This window comes from Mastigocoleus testarum BC008, from assembly GCF_001456025.1.
Classification (GTDB): domain Bacteria; phylum Cyanobacteriota; class Cyanobacteriia; order Cyanobacteriales; family Nostocaceae; genus Mastigocoleus; species Mastigocoleus testarum.
Window position 1 is genome coordinate 68,587 of the sequence record NZ_LMTZ01000113.1, and the last position, 21,040, is coordinate 89,626.

The following is a 21,040-nucleotide window of genomic DNA, read 5'->3' on the forward strand; positions in this document are numbered from 1 at the left end:
ATTCATACGCCAAAAAATAAGAGTAAATCATGAAATTAACTCAAATAGAACAACAAGAAATCGCCAAAAAACTTACAAAACTTTCCGATGAAAAACGTCTTGCACTTATAGAGTTACTCCGCAAGGAAGGAATCGATTCACTTAAATTACCTATTGTTCCTACTATTAGAAAATCAAACAATTTGCCATCATCCTGGGCACAAGAGCGGCTATGGTTTCTCAACCAATTCCAAGGAAAAAGTGCCACTTACAATATGCCATTAGCCCTCCGCATCAGTGGGAACTTGGATATTAATGCTCTACAACAAGCTGCTTCACAAATAGTACAGCGCCACGAAGTACTACGCACCAGCTTCCAAAGTGAGAATGGTAAACCAATACAGGTAATTGAAAAAGAAGCCACCATGAAAATAAATCTGGTGGACTTACAACAATTAGAAAAAACAGAACGTGAAAATTTAGTTATTGAACAAGCACAACTAGAAGCAACTACCCCCTTTGACTTAGAAAATGCACCATTAATTAGATGTAGTTTGTTGCAGTTATCTCCATCAGAATATGTATTGTTATTGACAATGCACCATATTATTTCCGATGGTTGGTCAATAGGGGTATTAATCCAAGAATTATCGAGTTTATATCAAGCTTTTATACAAGGAGAAGAGTCACCCCTAGCTTCTTTAGCTATTCAATATGCAGACTTTGCAGTTTGGCAAAGACAATATTTAAGTGGTGAAGTACTAGAAAATCAACTTGACTACTGGAAACAACAGTTGAGTGGTGCACCTGATTTATTACAATTACCTACTGACTACCCACGTCCGAAGGTACAAACTTACCAAGGTACGACTGAAAGTTTTATTTTAAATCCCGATCTAACCACTAAGTTGCAAACTCTTTCTCGGGAATTGGGAACAACTTTATTTATGACCTTATACGCAGCGTTTAGTACCTTATTATATCGCTACAGCGGTCAGTCGGATATATTAATTGGTTCTCCCATCGCAAATCGCAATCGCAGTGAAATTGAAGGATTAATCGGCTTTTTTGTAAATACTTTGGTCTTAAGAACTCAGTTTGAGAACAATCCCAGTTTCAAAGAGTTACTTGCACAAGTTAAGGAAACTACACTCAAAGCTTACGAACATCAAGATGTACCTTTCGAACAAGTAGTAGAAACATTACAACCACAACGGTCTTTAAGTCATTCTCCCCTATTTCAGGTGATGTTTATATTACAAAATGCACCTATGGGCGATCTGGAATTACCAGGTGTAACTTCAAGTTTCATGGAACTTGAAAATACAATTGCTAAGTTTGATTTAACCCTGTCAATGACTGAAACTGACCAAGGATTGGTGGGTCAATGGGAGTACAATACTGACTTGTTTAAAGGTGAGACAATTGAGCGAATGATTGCTCACTTCCAAAATCTACTCGAAGCAATTGTGGAAAATCCTTCACAAGAAGTAAGTAGTTTAAATTTACTCTCAGAGTCGGAGCGTCATCAGTTGTTGGTTGAGTGGAATGATACTACTTACTATTACCCCAAACATAAGTGCATTCATCAGTTATTTGAGGAGCAGGTAGAAAAAACACCTGACGCTGTAGCAGTAGTGTTTGAATCCGAATCATTAACCTATGAGCAATTAAATCAACGAGCTAACCAACTTGCACATCATCTACTTTCACTGGGAGTGAAACCGGAAGTGTTGGTGGGGATTTGTGTAGAGCGTTCTGTTGAAATGGTAGTGGGGCTGTTGGGGATATTAAAAGCTGGTGGAGCTTATGTACCTCTTGACCCTAATTATCCCCAGGAAAGGTTGAGTTATATGTTGAGGGATTCTGATGTTGGAGTGTTAATTACTCAGAATTCATTTTTGGAGTCCTTACCAGAACATAATGCACGGGTGGTTTGTTTAGATACTGATTGGGGTGTGATTGAGCAACAGTCCCAAGAGAATCTGAATGCTGGGGTTAGTTCTGATAATTTGGCTTATGTAATCTACACTTCTGGTTCTACTGGGAAACCCAAAGGGGTTGCAATGAATCATCGTCCCCTTGTTAATCTTATCAGTTGGCAACTAAACAAATCCCAGGCAAAATACGGTACCAAAACCGGACAATTTACACCAATAAGCTTTGATGTTTCCTTCCAAGAAATTTTATCTACTTGGTGTTCTGGGGGAACCTTAGTATTAATACCAGAATATGTGCGAACAGATGCAACAGCATTGCTACAGTTGCTCCTAGAAAAAGGTGTGGAAAGATTATTTCTACCCTTTGTTGCTTTAGAACAGTTAGCCGAGAGTGGTTGTAATACTGAATTTTATGAGTCTAAGCTGTGTGAATTGATAACTGCTGGAGAACAGTTGCAAATTACTCCTACTTTAGTCAACTTTTTTAACAAGCTTTCTAATTGCAGTTTGGAAAATCAGTATGGACCAACAGAAGCTCATGTGGTTAGTGCTTTTAGATTAAAAGGTTCTCCTGATAATTGGTCATCACTTCCACCCATTGGTCGTCCCATAAATAACACCCAACTTTATATCTTAGACAAACATCTACAACCATTACCAGTTGGTGTACCCGGAGAACTCTACATCGGTGGTGACGGTTTAGCCAGGGGTTATCTCAACCGTCCCCAACTAACATCAGAAAAATTCATCCAAAGTCCCTTTGATAGTTCCAGAAGGCTTTACAAAACAGGAGACCTAGCTCGTTACTTAGGTGATGGAAATATAGAATTCCTAGGTCGCATAGATAACCAAGTTAAGGTGCGGGGCTTCCGTATCGAATTGGCAGAAATAGAAGCAGTCTTAACCAGTCATCCTCAAGTTAATCAAGCTGTGGTCATTGCTCAAGAAGAAAACACTGGTAACAAACGTTTAGTAACATACTTAGTTTCCGATAAAACAATTACAACTCAACAACTACGTGAATACCTTAAGGCACAGCTACCCGACTACATGGTACCCAGTGTCTTTGTCACCTTAGACACTTTACCATTAACACCCAACGGTAAAATTGACCGTAAAGCATTGCCAGAACCTTCCGGTATAGAAAGAAATACTGAGTATCTAGCACCACGCACACAAACTGAACAAATAATAGTCAACATCTTTGCTCAAGTATTAAATGTAGAAAATGTAGGAATCAACGAAAACTTTTTTGAATTGGGTGGTCATTCCCTACTAGCAACTCAATTAATTTCCAGAATACGCTCAGTCTTTTCTATAGAAATACCCTTAAGAGCATTATTTGAATCCCCCACCGTTGCTCAACTAGACCAAACAATAAGCCAATTACGTTATAACAATAATGGATTAACCCTTCCTGCGATTCAACCAAGAGGTGAAACCAAACAAATACCATTATCCTGGGCACAAGAGCGATTATGGTTCCTCAATCAACTCGAAGGAGAAAGTGCAACCTACAATATTCCAGTAGCAGTCCGGGTCAGTGGTAACTTAGATATTAATGCTTTACAACAAGCTTTCGCACAAATAGTACAGCGTCACGAAGTACTACGCACCAATTTCCAAACTGAGAATGGTAAACCAATACAGGTAATTGAAAAAGAAGCCACCATTAATATAAATCTGGTGGATTTACAGCAAGTAGAAACAACACAACGTGAAAATTTAGTTATTGAGCAAGCACAACTAGAAGCAACTACCCCCTTTGACCTGGAAAATGCATCATTAATTAGATGTAGTTTGTTGCAGTTATCTYCATCAGAATATGTATTGTTATTAACAATGCACCATATTATTTCCGATGCTTGGTCAATAGGGGTATTGATCCAAGAACTATCGAGTTTATATCAAGCTTTTATAGGGGGAGAAGATATCTCCTCCCCAGACGCTGGGCTAACACCCCTAGAACCATTACCGATTCAATATGGTGACTTTGCAGTTTGGCAAAGACAATATTTAACTGGTGAATTACTCTCAACTCAACTTGATTACTGGAAACAACAGTTGAGTGGTGCACCGGATTTATTACAATTACCTACTGACTTCCCACGTCCAATCGTACAAACTTACCAAGGTAGAACTCAAAGTTTTAGTTTAAACACTGATTTAACCACTAAGTTACAAACCCTTTCTCGGGAATCGGGAACAACTTTATTTATGACCTTATATGCAGCGTTTAGTACCTTATTATATCGCTACAGCGGTCAGTCGGATATATCAATTGGTTCTCCGATCGCCAATCGCAATCGCAGTGAAATTGAAGGATTAATTGGCTTTTTTGTAAATACTTTGGTCTTAAGAACTCAGTTTGAGAACAATCCCAGTTTCAAAGAGTTACTTGCACAAGTTAGGGAAACTACACTCAAAGCCTACGAACATCAAGATGTACCTTTTGAACAAGTAGTAGAAGCATTACAGCCACAACGGTCTTTAAGTCATTCTCCCTTGTTCCAGGTAATGTTTGTCTTGCAAAATACACCTATGGCTGATGTGGAATTACCTGGTGTAACTTTAAGTTCGATTCAACTCGAAAGTACAATTGCTAAGTTTGATTTAACCCTGTCAATGACTGAAACTGACCAAGGATTGGTGGGTGAATGGGACTACAACACTGACTTGTTCGAGAGTGAGACAATTGAGCGAATGATTGCTCACTTCCAAAATCTACTCCAAGCAATTGTGGAAAATCCCTCCCAGAATGTGGGTAATTTCAATTTACTCTCAGAATCAGAACGTCATCAGTTATTAATTGAGTGGAATGATACCGCAACGGATTACTCCAAACACAAGTGCATTCATCAGTTATTTGAAGAACAAGTAGAAAAAACACCCGATGCTCTAGCAGTGGTGTTTGAATCCGAATCATTAACCTACGACCAATTAAATCAAAGAGCAAACCAATTAGCACATCATCTGCAAAGTCTTGGTGTTAAACCAGAAGTATTGGTGGGGATTTGTGTAGAGCGTTCTGTTGAGATGGTGGTGGGACTTTTGGGGATACTAAAAGCTGGTGGAGCTTATGTACCCCTTGACCCTAATTATCCCCAAGAACGCTTGAGTTATATGTTGGAAGATTCTACTGTTGGGGTATTAGTTACTCAGAGTTCATTGCTGGAATCTTTACCCAAACATAATGCAGGGGTGGTTTGTTTGGATACTGATTGGGGTTTAATTGAGCAACAGTCCCAAGAAAATTTAGAAGCTGGGGTAACTTCTGATAATTTGGCTTATGTAATCTACACTTCTGGTTCTACTGGTAAACCCAAAGGGGTTACAATTGAACATCATTCTGTATGTAATCTTGCTGCTTCACAAATAAACGTATTTGATGTCACAGTAAATAGTAATATACTTCAATTTGCTTCTTTTAGTTTTGATGCTTCTGTCTGGGAACTACTAATGGCTTTCACTAGAGGAGCAACACTAATTTTAGGAACAGCTTCTCAATTAATGCCCGGTGATAATTTAAAGCAAATATTACATGATTATTCTATTACTCATGTTACATTACCTCCTTCTGCTTTAGCAGTATTACCCACTGAGGGATTACCACAACTGGCTAATATAATTGTCGCAGGAGAAGCTTGTTCTTTAGAATTAGCCAATAAATGGTCAGTTGGTCGTAATTTCTTTAATGCTTATGGTCCTACTGAGTCTACTGTTTGTGCAACCGCAACTCAAATTAAATCTGGTATTGAGAAAACTAGCATTGGTCGTCCCATAGCCAACACCCAAATCTATATTTTAGACAAACATCTACAACCATTACCAGTTGGTGTACCCGGAGAACTCTACATCGGTGGTGACGGTTTAGCCAGGGGTTACCTTAACCGTCCCCAACTAACATCAGAAAAATTCATCCAAAGTCCCTTTGATAGTTCCAGAAGGCTTTACAAAACAGGAGACCTAGCTCGTTACTTAGGTGGTGGAAATATAGAATTCCTTGGTCGCATCAATAACCAAGTGAAGATTCGCGGTTTCCGTATCGAACTCGGAGAAATAGAAGCAGTTCTAACCACCCATCCTCAAGTTAATCAAGCTGTTATCATTGCTCAAGAAGAAAACACTGGTAACAAACGTTTAGTAGCCTACTTGGTTTCCGATAAAACAATTACAACTCAACAACTACGTGAATACCTTAAGGCACAGCTACCCGACTATATGGTACCCAGTGTCTTTGTCACCTTAGACACTTTACCATTAACACCCAACGGTAAAATTGACCGTAAAGCATTGCCAGAACCTTCCGGTATAGAAAGAGATACTGAGTATCTAGCACCATGCACGCAAAGTGAACAAATAATAGCCAACATCTTTGCTCAAGTATTAAATGTAGAAAATGTAGGAATCAACGAAAACTTTTTTGAATTGGGTGGTCATTCCCTACTAGCAACTCAATTAATTTCCAGAATACGCTCAGTCTTTTCTATAGAAATACCCTTAAGAGCATTATTCTCTTCCCCCACGGTTGCTCAACTAGACCAAACATTAACCCAATTACGTAATACCAATAACGGATTAACCCTTTCTCCGATTCAACCAAGAGGTGAAACCAAACAATTACCACTATCATGGGCACAAGAGCGATTATGGTTCCTCAATCAACTCGAAGGAGAAAGTGCAACCTACAATATTCCAGCAGCAATGCGTATCAGTGGTAACTTAGATATTAATGCTTTACAACAAGCTTTCGCACAAATAGTACAGCGTCACGAAGTACTACGCACCAGGTTCCAAACTGAGAATGGTAAACCAATACAGGTAATTGAAAAAGAAGCCACCATGAAAATAAATCTGGTGGATTTACAGCAAGTAGAAACAACAGAACATGAAAATTTAGTTATTGAGCAAGCACAACTAGAAGCAACTACCCCCTTTGACCTGGAAAATGCATCATTAATTAGATGTAGTTTGTTGCAGTTATCTTCATCAGAATATGTATTGTTATTAACAATGCACCATATTATTTCCGATGCTTGGTCAATAGGGGTATTGATCCAAGAACTATCGAGTTTATATCAAGCTTTTATAGGGGGAGAAGATGTCTCCTCCCCAGACGCTGGGCTAACACCCCTAGAACCATTACCGATTCAATATGGTGACTTTGCAGTTTGGCAAAGACAATATTTAACTGGTGAATTACTCTCAACTCAACTTGATTACTGGAAACAACAGTTGAGTGGTGCACCGGATTTATTACAATTACCTACTGACTTCCCACGTCCAATCGTACAAACTTACCAAGGTAGAACTCAAAGTTTTAGTTTAAACACTGATTTAACCACTAAGTTACAAACTCTTTCTCGGGAATCGGGAACAACTTTATTTATGACCTTATATGCAGCGTTTAGTACCTTATTATATCGCTACAGCGGTCAGTCGGATATATTAGTTGGTTCTCCGATCGCCAATCGCAATCGTAGTGAAATTGAAGGATTAATTGGCTTTTTTGTAAATACCTTAGTATTGAGAACCCGGTTTGAAGATAATCCTAGTTTCAAGGAATTACTTGTACAAATTAGAGAAACTACACTCAAAGCTTACGAACATCAAGATGTACCTTTTGAACAAGTAGTAGAAGCATTACAGCCACAACGGTCTTTAAGTCATTCTCCCTTGTTCCAGGTAATGTTTGTCTTGCAAAATACACCTATGGCTGATGTGGAATTACCTGGTGTAACTTTAAGTTCCATTGAACTTGAAAGTACAATTGCTAAATTTGATTTAACGCTGTCAATTACAGAAACTGACCAAGGATTGGTGTGTGAATGGGAGTATAATACTGACTTGTTTAACTCACAGACAATTGAGCGGATGGCTGCTCATTTGCAAAATCTACTTGAAGCAATTGTAGAAAATCCTTCAGAGGAAGTGAGTAGTTTGACATTTTTGTCAGAGGAAGAATCTCATCAATTATTGGTTGAATGGAACGATACTGCAACGGATTACCCTGCATATAAATGTATTCATCAGTTATTTGAGGAGCAAGTAGAAAAAACACCGGACGCTGTAGCAGTAGTGTTTGAATCCGAATCATTAACCTACCAGCAATTAAATCAAAGAGCAAACCAATTAGCACATCATCTGCAAAGTCTTGGTGTTAAACCAGAAGTATTGGTAGGGATTTGTGTAGAACGTTCTGTTGAGATGGTGGTGGGACTTTTGGGGATACTAAAAGCTGGTGGAGCTTATGTACCCCTTGACCCTAATTATCCCCAAGAAAGATTGAGTTATATGTTAAATGATTCTGGTGTTGGGGTGTTGCTGACACAAGAATTTTTGTTGGAATCCTTACCAGAGCATAATGCACGGGTGGTTTGTTTGGACCGCGCAGGCAATGAAATTGAACAATACTCCCAAGAGAATCTTGATGTTCGGGTAACTTCTGATAATTTAGCTTATTTGATTTACACTTCTGGTTCCACTGGCAAACCGAAGGGGGTTAGTGTTGTTCATCAGGCAGTAGTACGGTTAGTTAAACAAACCAATTATGTTAGTTTCACCACTCAAGAAGTATTTTTACAATTAGCTCCTATTTCCTTTGATGCTTCAACCTTTGAAATTTGGGGTAGCTTACTTAATGGAGCTAAGTTGGTGGTTATGTATGCTCATACTCCTACTTTAGAAGATATTGCAGGGGTAATTGAGAAATATAAAGTCACAACCCTATGGTTAACAGCTGCTCTATTTAATTTGATGATAGAACAACAGTTATCCAAGTTAAAATCCGTGCAAAAGCTGTTAGCAGGTGGGGATGTTTTATCTTCATTTCATGTAGAAAAGGTGATAAAGTTTTTACCACAGTGTCAATTAATTAATGGTTACGGTCCTACAGAGAATACTACTTTCACCTGCTGCTATCCTGTTAAAAAATCAACAGCAAATGAGACTTCTGTACCCATCGGTCGTCCCATCTCAAACACCCAAACCTACATCTTAGACTCGCACCTACAACCAGTGCCAGTTGGTGTACCCGGAGAAATCTACATCGGCGGTGACGGCTTAGCTAGAGGTTATTTCAACCGTCCCCAACTAACATCAGAAAAATTTATCCAAAATCCCTTCTCAAATTCCAAATCCAAACGTCTTTACAAAACAGGTGATCTCGCTCGTTACTTACCCGATGGAAATATTGAATTCATGGGTCGCATCGATAACCAAGTGAAGATTCGCGGTTTCCGTATCGAACTCGGAGAAATAGAAGCAGTCTTAGCCACCCATCCTCAAGTTAATCAAGCTGTAGTTACTGCACCATTTATTAGTGGTAGTAAACATCTAGTTGCTTATGTCGTAACTCAAGAGTCACTATGTAATCAACAAATACGTGAATTTATCAAGTCAAAGCTACCGGACTACATGGTGCCTAGCGTTTTTATTATCTTAGATTCTTTACCGTTAACTCCTAACGGCAAAGTTGATAGAAAAGCATTACCAGAACCTGATTTTACTTTACAAAAACAAGAATATGTAGCACCACGTACTTCAAGTGAAAAAATAATAGCCAATATCTTTGCCGATGTCTTAGGAGTAGAAAATGTTGGCATTCAGGATAACTTCTTTGAGTTGGGAGGACATTCCCTACTAGCAACCCAATTAACTTCTAGATTACAGCAAACCTTCCAAATCGATTTACCTGTAAGTTGCTTGTTTGAAGAACCTACTGTAGCTGGGCTAGCTGGAACCATTGATACGATACTTCAAAAAGGAACCTACACTAAAGTTACCTTAGATTTAAGTGCAGAAGCCATCTTAGATCCAACAATTCAGCCTCAAGCACCCATTCACTACGTTTTGGAACCCAAAAATATCTTCCTAACTGGAGCAACTGGATTTTTAGGAACTTATTTACTTTATGAACTTTTAGAGCGAACTTCAGCAAATATCTACTGTTTGGTACGTTCTGCAAATGCTGAATCAGCGAAACAAAAGCTTCAAAATAAACTTGAATCACATTTTCTTTGGAATGAAAAGTTTAGTTCTAGGATTATCCCTATTGTTGGAGATTTATCTGCGCAACTTTTAGGTCTTCCAACACAACAATTTAATCAATTAGCCAATCAGATTGATGTTATTTATCATAATGGTGCGTGGGTTAATCATGTTTATAACTATTTGACACTGAAGCGAGCCAATGTTTTAGGGACTCAGGAAGTATTAAGGTTAGCTAGCAAACATCGTACTAAGCCCGTACATTTCATTTCTACTATAGGAGTTTTCTTTACTGAAGCTTATTCTGAGATTGAACTAATTCAAGAATCCGATATTCCAGAAAATAGCCAAGGTCTTGGAAATGGCTACGTCGAAAGTAAATGGGTTGCAGAAAAATTAGTAATGCAAGCCTGTGAGCGAGGATTGCCAGCGAGCATTTACAGACCAGCTATGATAACAGGACATAGCCAAACAGGTGTTAGTAATACTAATGATTTCTTCTCTCGTATAATTAAAGGGTGTATTCAACTTGGAATGGTACCAAATATCAATAGTCTAGAAAACTTGATTCCTGTTGACTTTGTAAGTCAAGCTATTTGTGAAATATCGCTACAGAAAGAATCTTTGGGAAAAGCCTTCCACTTGATCAACCCCAATTCCACTCCCACCAAAAATCTTTTCCAATGGATTAGTTCTTTGGGTTACCCACTTGAGGAGGTATCTTTAAGCAAGTGGATAAATGAGTTAATTGCTCATCCAGAAAATGCTATGCACGCATATTCTTTTAATTTCAAATCGCAATTACAGCAACAAAAAGAGCTATCACAAAACTATCAGAAAATAGATTGTCAAAATACTCTTACGAGTTTAGCTAATACCGATGTAAGTATTCCAACTGTAGACATAAAGCTACTTGAAACTTACTTTGCATATTTCGTGAGTGATGGCTTCTTAAATAGCGTTGCATAAATGCGGTATGAATGAAGTTGGAAGAGCTAAAAAACTGTTACAGCAGATTGCAGGTAAATGAAGTACACTAGCTCTGGTACATCAATGGGTAAATGGAGTTCCCAATTGGCTAAAGTGGCCAAAAGCGAAAATCCACTCCAAATCACCACGTATCCTACAAGGAACATACTTGTGGCAACAAACGGTCTCCGTTGCTCTTGGCGTCTGCGACTGACAGTGGCGAATACCAATATCATCGGCACAGCTGTGAGCAGCATCATAGCCACCATCATCACAGTCCACATGACAAACATTAGAACAAATTCTATCGTGCCCCAAGGCGATGTCTGAGACATAAACACCTCTGTCCCCATGGAAGCCATCGTGTTTTCCATGGTCAACGCCAAGTAGACGATATACGCCCACGATAACGCCACTAGACCCAAAATTCCGACCATTATAACCAGCCGGTCTCGCCTCAGTATCACCTCAAGGGGTGTAGCCCGCCCCATCTTTCCTCCTTCAACCCTACTTCTGACGACCTGTCTCCACCCAAAAAGTCCTTATGAAGGACCGGTCCAATCGAACGGAATATGCTTGCTAGACTTACCTACCCAGTTCCAATGAAACCCATGGGCATCAACCAGGTTGTCGATAGTCCTGCCCCAGGTGGCAGTCTAGTCTGCCCAGGTCCCACCTCAGACCCCGGCGGGTTGAGGAGTTGCAAGGGAGTATCGCATATATGTTAAGTACATAAGTTGACCTCAATTGCGTCTATTAAAAATACAAGGAGGCTTGCAAATAAGCTTGACTTAAAACTTGTGCTTTTTATTGAACCTATCCTAGTAATAAGATGGAGGTGAAAGTTGCAATGTCTATGTTTGTGCAGCGTCTCGTAGAGAAAGAGTTAAAACAAATATTTTGACGTTCCCACTTCACTGCAAGACAACGCTGACTTTTCCCGTTAAGTCTGTTTCGCAAGCTGCCAAACCCCACAGAACTTTTGCCCAAGGTTATCTCATCATCTCTAATTTTTGCAACACAACCCTTATTTTCGAGTTAATTAATTGTTTAGCTTTGTCTGCTGCGTAGTTATTTGCACTATCATCATATCGAACTACATCAACTTTAACTTGGGTGGCTCTTCCATTGAGAATTTCAACTGTAACAGTAAAATTTCCGTGGGGTTTTTTCTTGAGTCCCCAAGGCTTATCAACCCGTAAACCAAACATATTGACTTCTTTGTAAACTTTTGAATCCCATTTTCCTTTGATAGTGTATTGTTGGGTACAGCAATTATTTTCAGTGGAGTCGTTGGATTTTTCCAGACAGACGTCTTCTAACCAAACGTTATAGGTATAAAAACTACCTGTCTTGCGATCGCCTTCTTCTCCTTGTAATCGGGCATTATTAAGTTTGGTGACTAATAAATTAGCTGTATCAACATCGTCAGACTGATGGAAGCGAATCATATGAACTAAGGCACTGAGGGCTTCTTCATTCCAAGAGTAGTAGTTACGATCGCCAATGTGAATTTCTTTTGCCTCTGTGATATTGACATTGTATTTGCTGAGTTGTTGTAAAACTTGGCGATACTCCTCCGGAGTCGCTGCGCGATCGCCTGCTAGAAGCAACTGACGTAAAGCTTCCACATCATCATCAGTTTGAATTCCGTTGAGAATGCGTTTAATTATATCGTTGGGGTTATTAGAGTTCGCCATCGATGGGAGGTTTTTGTTTTATTCTAGACAATAAAATACGGGTTTTTACCATAAGGTTCGGAATTAAAAGTAGAGGTCATTTTTCAATTCTGGTATAAATCCAAAGATTAACCCTGTTCCGGCTCCGCTCCCAGACCATAAACCTTCTCCTTCATATACAGCTTGGTTAGATTTTATCTATGTTGGCGTGGTGAGCATGTTGCTTGCTTTCTTTGCTTGGTACCATAGACTGGCAATAGGTGGGATAGCTAGAGTCGGACAACTGCAGTTATTACAACCATTTATGACTATTTTGTTTTCAGCTGTACTTTTGGGCGAGAAGATTACTGCTACAACTATTACAACCGCAATTATTGTTGTTTTATTTGTTGCGAACGGTAGGAAACAATCAATAAGTCTGTAATCGAGTTTTGAACTGTGAGTCCCTCCGTAGCAGATTCTAAAGTAAGTGAGGTAAATTTCAAAATCTGAAAGTCTGTCATCAAAAGGATTACGCTCCTAAATCCTGATTTCTGATTTCTGACTTCTGACTTCCAACTTCTGTTGGCAAAGCGGTGCGCTATTGCGCACTATTCTAACTTCTGATTTCTGACCCCTGACTCCTGACTTCTGCTGTGATGTGTATTAATTCTTTCCTGCAAATAAGATATAAATCCTGGTATAAGATTAGGTTCGTTAATTACTTGTAACAAAAATTTTTATTCATAAGTCAGTACAGTATTAGAATTTTAACTTAACACTATCCTTTAAATCCTTTAAACCCTTACAAAAAGCACATCTAAAAGCTTTACATAACTATAATTAAATTCGAAACACTGTTTCTGAATTGATAACACATTGATAGCTGCCAAAATGGCAACAATTTAATTTGTAAACCAGATACTCTTTATATATACGCGTTCTTGTGCAAATATTCCTAATTTCCCCGACAAACTGTTGGGGTATTTTTATCTCTACCATGTACTAAATAATCCTTGGAGAAAGCGAGAAACTATTTAGATATTTAAGATTAATAGCTAAAGCACAGCACTGTGGGTACTGGGGAGCAAGAAGAGATAATAGTCAACAGAAGTCCTAATATAACCAGAGTGAAAATGTAAATTTTGAGAATACGAGCGCTAAAATCGAAAAGAACCAATTTATTGATAATTAAATATTTGTCTGTAATGTTGCCAAGAGAAGAATTGTTAAAGGGTGTCGAAAATCGAGAAACTATAGCTCATGTAATAGATCGGGCTGAGCAAGCGATTAAGACCTGGGAAGTAGTTTTAACTGATTTTCTCTCACCACCAGAATTGGCAGAAATAAGAGAAATTTTTCAGCGTTTAACCGACGTAGAATTGATTATTTGGGGCGGGTATCCCCAAGCCGAACGCTGTAGAATTGCGATCGCACGTTCTGATCTACCATTAGACCAATCTCAAGTTGAAATTGCAGTATTGGATATTGCGGGTAATTTTCTGTTTGATACAGCAACCCACCGCGACTTTTTAGGTTCAATGTTGGGAACCGGAATTGTCCGGGAAAAAACGGGAGATATTATTGTTTTGGGAGAACGCGGAGCACAAGCAATAGTTGTGCCGGAAATGGTAGAGTTTCTAGAAATGAATTTAACCCAAGTGCGTTCGGTTCCCGTCAAAACCCAACGTATAGACTTGAGTGAATTAAAAATTCGTCAACCCAAGAAAAAAGAAATGACTACAGTAGAAGCATCTTTACGATTAGACGCTGTTGCATCTGCTGGTTTTGGGATGTCCCGCAGTAAGATGGTCGATCTAATCTCAGGTGGAGATGTAAGGGTTAACTGGAAAGAAATATCTCAAGCTAGTTCTCCCATAAAATCCGGCGATCTGATTGCTATACGGGGTAAAGGAAGATTAGAAATTGGAGATATTGCGGTTACGAAAAAACAACGTTACCGCGTGCAGATGACAAAGTATGTTTGATGGGGAATTAAGGATAGCACTGCGTGCCGCCGCAAGCGGCATATGGCGACTGGGGATTGGTAATGAGTAATGGGTAATGGGGACAGACAATAATCAAAATTCTGACTCCCAACTCTTAACTCCTGACTCCTGACTTCTGACTTCTTACGCTTTAAACTGTTTTTCCAAAATATTAACTAAGGTTTCCCGAGGTAGAAATCTTGGCATATTAACTATGATTTTACCGAGGGTTCCTGCACTTACAACTGTTGATTTATCTTCTTCTAAGGCTTTGAGGGTACTACGTACAACTTCTTCGGGAGTAGAAACTTTGCTGGTTTTACCTGTAAAAGAACTAGGGAAATTAGCTTCTTCAAAAAAGTTTGTTTCTGTAGGACCAGGACAAACTACAAGTACACGCACTCCATACTGACGATTTTCAGCCCAAAGTGACTCGCTAAAACTTAGTACGAATGCTTTAGTTGCTGCATAAACTGATAGGTATGGTATTGGTTGAAATCCAGCAATCGAAGAAACATTAATGATATTTCCCGAACGACGCTGCTGCATTTGAGGGAGAAATTTATGGGTTAAATCCATTAGTGCAATAATATTAAGCTGCACCATTTTGATTTGTCTTTCTCCATCTGTCTGAGCAAATTCACCATAATCTCCAAAACCTGCATTGTTAATTAAGGTATCTACGGCTATCCCTTTCGATTGAACGGTTTCAAATACCTCCTGAGTTGCTGACTGTGCAGTTAAATCTTTGACTATAACTTCCACCCGAATTTTGTGCTGCTCTTGCAATTGAGAAGCTAGTTGATTGAGTTTGTCTTCCGAACGAGCAACAATAACTAGCTCATTTTTGTTTGCTGCTAGTTCTCGAGCAAAAGCTTCACCAATACCACCGGATGCACCAGTAATTAGAGTTGTAGGCATTTTAGATATTTTAGAGGACGCTTATTAAAAAATATTAACTCCCTCAGAGTAGATATCTGCCAAAAACTATCTACAGACTTATTCTGTATTCTGTCTGTGACAGTAAAGACATTTCATCACACCTATCTAGGAAGATTATTTCCACCCCTCGTTAAAACAGAGGGGTTATCATCTTCCTGCATTTACTTGATATGTGGTGCAAACAAGTAAAAATATAATAAATAACGAATTTTCCTTAAAAAAAACCATTTCTAAATATTTTGACAAATTTTTAGGGTAAAATTATCTCCTTTAGTTGGCAAAAATAAATAACCTAATTATTTAGATATGGTTCAGTATACTCTAGCACAAAGCCCAGAGGTAATTCTCACAGTTCCCGGTAAGGACTCAAATAAAGCCAGGGAAAAAGCTATGGATAAGTTGATGGAAATGATGGATTCTGGTGAGCTTCCTACCAACTTAGAAGACGGTTTCAGTCCACAACAATTAATTGAAGTAAAAGAATCAGCCTTGGATAATACTAGTAAAGAAGACAAAATTACAGAAGCCGTACAAATTTTAAGTAATTTAGCAACACTGAAATTGAAAGTTCAGGATTCGCGCAGTGAAGCATTAGAAGTTCGTAAAGCAATTGATATTCTTTTCACTGATGAATCAGTAACTCAAGAAGAAATTGCTCACCTGAAAGAAGGTTTTAAAGTTCTCAAAACTTTTGCTCAAGCAAATATGCGTTATCAACAAGCTAAAGCTAAAGCTCAAGATGCACGTCAAGTCTTAGATGACGCCCTAAAGTCTTCAGATTAAATACTTTGGATTGGCTAGTTGTTATATTTAAAGCGATCGGGAATTGGTAATTGGTAACCGATCGCTGTTAAGTGTAACCTGCAAGCACTTAGCGTTAGTTATAAACAGTTAACTGTTACCTAACAACTTAATTGATAACTGTTAACTGTTAACTGTTAACTAACTGTTGTTCCAGCTTCTTGTGAATCTCTGATTCGTTCGGCTTTCATGGTTTGTCTGTAATACTGCTGATAGTAACTGTAGGAACCATGCACCGTATCTTTGGAACGGTTTGCAACCACTCCCAAAATCGGCGTACCCGAGATCTGGAGTTCTTCTAATGCTTCTTGGAACACTGTCCGCTTCAGCTTACCTAATGCAGCAACTAGCACCATACCATTGGTGTTTGCAGCTAACAGGTTAGCATCAGCAAAACCTACTAGAGGAGGAGTATCGTAAATTACGAGGTCGAATGAAGCTTGAAGGTCGTTCATTAAATCCTGCATTTTTTCCGAGGCTAGTAAGCGGATAGAATCTGGAGGAACTGGACCAGCACTCATCATATAGAGATTTTCCTCAGCAGGCGATCGCTCAATGATGTTACTCCACTCCAACTCAGAAGAAATAACGTCCGTTAGACCTTGAATATTCATCAATCCCAAGTGCTTGTGCAAAGTCGGATTTCGCAGGTTCGCATCGACCAAGAGCACCCTTTGTCCCATTGCTGCTGCTGATAATGCTAGGTGGATTGCAACGGTTGATTTACCTTCTTCTTGGGATGCAGAACTAATAACTAAGGAACGAATTGGCGTATCGGAGCCAAGTAACAGAATGTTGGTGTATAGAGAACGGAAAACTTCAAAAAATGAAGCCCGAGCTGCTGGTTGAATTCCAGGAATTAAATTTTGGTTTTGCGAAGATGATAATGTCGCTAACTCTCTTCTCAAGGGAACCACACCCAAGAGTGGTAACTTGACAGCTTCTTTGAGATCTTTGGATGTATAGAAGACGTTGCTGAGTTTGTCTACTACTAAAGCAGAACCTACGCCCAAAAGCATACCCAACATACTACCCAAAATTAAGTTGATCTTGGTGCTCGCAGAAAAAGCTTTGGGACTATTAACTTCAGTTAACTCTGGGTCTAAAATCTTCCAAGGTTGCAACCTTTGAGCATGTTCAATTTGTAATGCTTGTTGTTTTTCTGTAAATTGATTTAGTGCTTGGGTTGCAATTTGTAATTCCCGCTGGATATTATCATAATCGCGACTAACAGCAGCTAGTCCCCTCATATACGTATTTAGATAATTGATTTTCTGAACCAGAGAAGCATCACGACTTCGTAGTTCTTGAATCCGACTTTGGAAATCTCGATTTACTCGTTGACGTTCTTGCTCCAGTAAAGCAACCATGTTAGCTTTTTGGTCCCGGAGTCGTTGCATTCCTTCATCTACGTCTGTATATACCGATGACCTTTTAGCAATCTCGGCATTGACTTGAAAAATTTGAACCAATATATTTTGATAATTGGGATTTTCACTCAGAATCGGGTTACTCGCCAAACTCCCTGGTTGCTGGGCTAGCTCTCTTTGCAAACCTTGATATTTTGCGAACATCTGTTCTAACTGTACCCGGTTTTGCAAAAGCTGCTGATTGAGACTCGTAATATGAGCCGATACTTCCTGGGCTTTCTGAGTAGGATCGACCATATTATTAGTTTGGCGGATTCTTCTCAGCTTATCTTGCCATTCTCGAACTCGTTTTTCTAAAGGCTTTTTCTGCTGTTCTACAAACTTAATCGCCTCTTGAACATCATTCCGTCGCTCTTCTAGACTATAGTTCAAGTAAGTATCTTTGATGGCATTTAAAACATCAGTTACTACTTCTTCTCTAAGGTCTATAAACTGGACAGTAATAATATGTTTTTCTGTAGATTCTATCTTCAGACTAGAAGCGATGTACTCATAATCAATTTCGGGATATTTAACTTGTAGTTGTCTTACTACAGGTCCCAAAACCCTCCGACTTTTTAAAACCTTAATGGTGGTTTTGACATTTTTACCCTTTGCAACTGAGGTTAAACCTTTCTGGGAAACAAGAGTTTGAGGAACATCAGCTACAGCTTGAGCTTCAGCACTTAAAGACTCCGTGAGAATTTCAATCTCAGCTTGATAAGAACGGGGATCTATTTCTGCTTTTAAAACTGCTGCTGTTGCGACCAAACAGGTCATCCCAGCAATTAATAACACTCGACGGCGAAGAGCGGCTCCAACTCGACCCAGATTCAATCCACCTTCATCAGCATCATTTGACTGGGCTGCATTGACATTTAAAAACTGTTGGGGATATTTTTCTGCCTTTAGCATATGCTCAATATCTTGTGATTACTTGGAATTACTGATACAGTTGGACTCTGCAATTGAATCTGGGTATGGATAATACAAGAATTTAGCTTCACCTAGTACCCAGTTCCAGCACTCAATTTGGACCTTAAGTTGGTAAATATATTCCGGTAACAAAATAAAACACGAAGGAAATTTATAGATAATTCCTTACGAACTATTAGTTTGGTAGAGTCTTATCGCCCTTAAAGAAAAATGCATTTGCACAAATTATTTTCTTGAACAAATTTTCTCGAACAAATATTTACTCGAACAAACATGTTATCGAATAAATATTGAATTGAAAACTCGTACTTTTGGAAACAGTGCACCATCATTAGATTACAGCACCTTAACCCAGAAATTAACTTACTTTTTATAAGTAACGCCTAGTTAGGAGGATTAGTTAAATTTTTATGGCTACAATTATAACCCCGAACGCGAAATTTGCCATTATTTACTTGGTGCTACTTATTTTAAAGGAAATTCAGGATAAAAAATCTAGATAATAAAAAATTATCACCCACTAAAATTACAGTCATTAAATATTATTGTTTGACAATTAATAGCTGATAATTAATGAATAAAATGACAATGAATTATTGAAAATTGCTGAGTGCATTTGATTTACTTTGAATTTTTCTCCCACTTTTTACCACCAGCCATTAAAAAACTAATTTCTTCCACCTGTGCTGTAGCAGAATCTAGTAATTTGCTGAAGTGACCTTCATACATCACAGCAATTTTGTCACTCATTGCCATTATTTCCTCCAACTCAGTAGAAATATACAATATTGCCGCCCCACGTTCTTTTTCAGCTAGTAACTTCTGTTGGACCGCTTGGGTTGCATTGATGTCTAAACCGCGTGTTGGCTGCATCGCCACAATTAAAGTTGGTTTTTGATTTAATTCCCTTGCTAAAACTATTTTTTGTTGATTACCTCCTGATAGTTGTTTGACCTTAACTTCAGAATTTTGAGCACGAATATCATATGCATCGAATGCAGATATTGCATGGTCTCTGATGGCTTGTTGTTGTAATAAAAAACGACGGCAAAAAGGTATTTTGCTAAATGCTTTCAATATTAAGTTTTGGGAGATATTAAACTCTAGTACCAAACCCATTTTTTGTCTATCTTCAGGAATATAAGCTAGGATGGTGCAATTTTGCTCGAATTCGAGTTTTCCTTTCTCGATAGTCCGTAACCTACAAATTCCATCTGCTAGCTCTCGCTGTCCATTTCCATCCACACCTGCAATACCAATTATCTCTCCCGCTCTCAGTTCAAAAGATATATCACAAACAGTATTAATACCCCGGTCATCTTTAATGTATAAATTCTTTGCTGATAGGACTATTTCTCCTGGGAATGTCTGGGGTTTATCTAAGTTTAAAGCAACCTTATGTCCCACCATTAAGTCTGCTAAGTGCTGAGGACTCACGTCGGTTGTGGTTGTATTTGTAATTACCTTACCTCTGCGTAATACTGTAACCGTATCGCAAAGATTAATAACTTCTTCTAATTTATGACTGATAAAAATAATTGTTTTTCCATTGTCTGCTAATCGGCGCAAAATGGTGATGAATGAGTTAACCTCCGATGGGGTTAGAACTGCAGTTGGTTCATCCAGAATGAGTAATTTTGCTTGACGGTAAAGAACTTTGAGAATTTCTACTTTTTGTTGAACACCAATAGGTAAGTCTCCGACTTTAGCACCAGGATTAATATCCAAATTGTAGGCTCGAGATAAATCTGCTACTTCCTGTTGTCTTTGGAATATATTTAAACGCCAATTAATTTTTGTTCCCAGAATAATATTTTCTGTCACAGTTAACTGTGGTATCAGCATAAAATGTTGGTGAATCATGCCGATCCCCAATTTTATGGCGTTACTTGAAGACTTAATTTTGACTGGTTTTTCTTGAATGTATATTTGACCTTTATCTGCTTGGTATAGACCGCTGATAATATTCATTAATGTGCTTTTCCCAGCACCATTTTCACCAAGGATGGCATGAATTTTTCCTTGTTCAACACTGAAGCTGATATTATCGTTGGCAGTAAATGAACCAAAACGTTTGGTAATTCCTTCTAAACGTAAATACGTCATATAGCGATTGGCGTTAGCGTTGCTAGCTTAGCGTACCGGATTGCGGCTTAACCGTAGGTAGCGCAGCTATAGGTATTATGTGACGCGACAGCGTCATATAGGGATTGATTGGTTATTTATTGGCGTTAAGCGTTGCTAGTGGCTCCGCAGGAACTGCGTACTGATGACGTTATGTGACAGTACCATACGGTGATTAGGAACTGAGGACTAGAGATTTACTTATTGCTTGTTACTTGTTACTTACAGCACTTTTCAGGTAAGTGAGGTACAGTAACAACAGCTTGTGAACCAGTTTTTTAAATGCTTGGGATTGACTAAATCGA

The 21,040-nt window shown here is 38.7% G+C and carries 9 protein-coding genes; 4 read left to right on the forward strand and 5 right to left on the reverse strand.

The window, feature by feature from the left end; all coding sequences use genetic code 11:
* Positions 1-29: 29 nt before the first annotated feature.
* Positions 30-10,877 (forward strand): non-ribosomal peptide synthetase, encoded by a 10,848-nt coding sequence (locus tag BC008_RS28365; protein WP_058184099.1) that lies wholly within the window; start codon positions 30-32, stop codon positions 10,875-10,877.
* Between the two features lie 26 nt (positions 10,878-10,903).
* Here BC008_RS28365 and BC008_RS52820 read toward each other — a convergent pair whose 3' ends face one another.
* Together BC008_RS52820 and BC008_RS28375 are read right to left on the reverse strand one after the other, a co-directional pair.
* Entirely contained in the window at positions 10,904-11,368 is a 465-nt protein-coding gene (locus BC008_RS52820) for a copper chaperone (RefSeq protein WP_058184100.1), read from the reverse strand.
* Between the two features lie 501 nt (positions 11,369-11,869).
* Positions 11,870-12,577 (reverse strand): hypothetical protein, encoded by a 708-nt coding sequence (locus tag BC008_RS28375; RefSeq protein ID WP_027845141.1) that lies wholly within the window; start codon positions 12,575-12,577, stop codon positions 11,870-11,872.
* 106 nt (positions 12,578-12,683) lie between these two features.
* Between BC008_RS28375 and BC008_RS28380 the strand changes: the two genes are divergently transcribed.
* Together BC008_RS28380 and BC008_RS28385 are read left to right on the forward strand one after the other, a co-directional pair.
* Entirely contained in the window at positions 12,684-12,980 is a 297-nt protein-coding gene (locus BC008_RS28380) for a DMT family transporter (protein WP_268768252.1), read from the forward strand.
* Between the two features lie 763 nt (positions 12,981-13,743).
* Positions 13,744-14,523, forward strand: coding sequence for a photosystem II S4 domain protein (locus tag BC008_RS28385; RefSeq protein ID WP_027845139.1), 780 nt, complete (start codon positions 13,744-13,746; stop codon positions 14,521-14,523).
* Positions 14,524-14,667: 144 nt separating this feature from the next.
* On the opposite strand, the gene BC008_RS28390 is transcribed toward BC008_RS28385, so the two are convergent.
* Entirely contained in the window at positions 14,668-15,444 is a 777-nt protein-coding gene (locus tag BC008_RS28390) for an SDR family NAD(P)-dependent oxidoreductase (RefSeq protein ID WP_027845138.1), read from the reverse strand.
* A 327-nt stretch (positions 15,445-15,771) separates the two neighbouring features.
* Between BC008_RS28390 and BC008_RS28395 the strand changes: the two genes are divergently transcribed.
* The gene (locus BC008_RS28395) at positions 15,772-16,248 is read left to right on the forward strand and encodes a hypothetical protein (RefSeq protein ID WP_027845137.1); all 477 of its coding nucleotides are present in this window, start codon (positions 15,772-15,774) and stop codon (positions 16,246-16,248) included.
* A 155-nt stretch (positions 16,249-16,403) separates the two neighbouring features.
* Here BC008_RS28395 and BC008_RS28400 read toward each other — a convergent pair whose 3' ends face one another.
* The gene (locus BC008_RS28400; RefSeq protein WP_027845136.1) at positions 16,404-18,590 is read right to left on the reverse strand and encodes a GumC family protein; all 2,187 of its coding nucleotides are present in this window, start codon (positions 18,588-18,590) and stop codon (positions 16,404-16,406) included.
* Between the two features lie 642 nt (positions 18,591-19,232).
* Positions 19,233-20,717 (reverse strand): ABC transporter ATP-binding protein, encoded by a 1,485-nt coding sequence (locus BC008_RS28405; RefSeq protein ID WP_027845135.1) that lies wholly within the window; start codon positions 20,715-20,717, stop codon positions 19,233-19,235.
* Positions 20,718-21,040: the final 323 nt, after the last annotated feature.

What these genes read in the sequence shown, in the direction of transcription:
- BC008_RS52820 (WP_058184100.1), bottom strand. Translation starts at nt 11,368, where the DNA reads ATGGGGCGGGCTACACCCCTTGAGGTGATACTGAGGCGAGACCGGCTG.
- BC008_RS28375 (WP_027845141.1), bottom strand. Translation starts at nt 12,577, where the DNA reads ATGGCGAACTCTAATAACCCCAACGATATAATTAAACGCATTCTCAAC.
- BC008_RS28385 (WP_027845139.1), top strand. Translation starts at nt 13,744, where the DNA reads ATGTTGCCAAGAGAAGAATTGTTAAAGGGTGTCGAAAATCGAGAAACT.
- BC008_RS28390 (WP_027845138.1), bottom strand. Translation starts at nt 15,444, where the DNA reads ATGCCTACAACTCTAATTACTGGTGCATCCGGTGGTATTGGTGAAGCT.
- BC008_RS28395 (WP_027845137.1), top strand. Translation starts at nt 15,772, where the DNA reads ATGGTTCAGTATACTCTAGCACAAAGCCCAGAGGTAATTCTCACAGTT.
- BC008_RS28400 (WP_027845136.1), bottom strand. Translation starts at nt 18,590, where the DNA reads ATGCTAAAGGCAGAAAAATATCCCCAACAGTTTTTAAATGTCAATGCA.
- BC008_RS28405 (WP_027845135.1), bottom strand. Translation starts at nt 20,717, where the DNA reads ATGACGTATTTACGTTTAGAAGGAATTACCAAACGTTTTGGTTCATTT.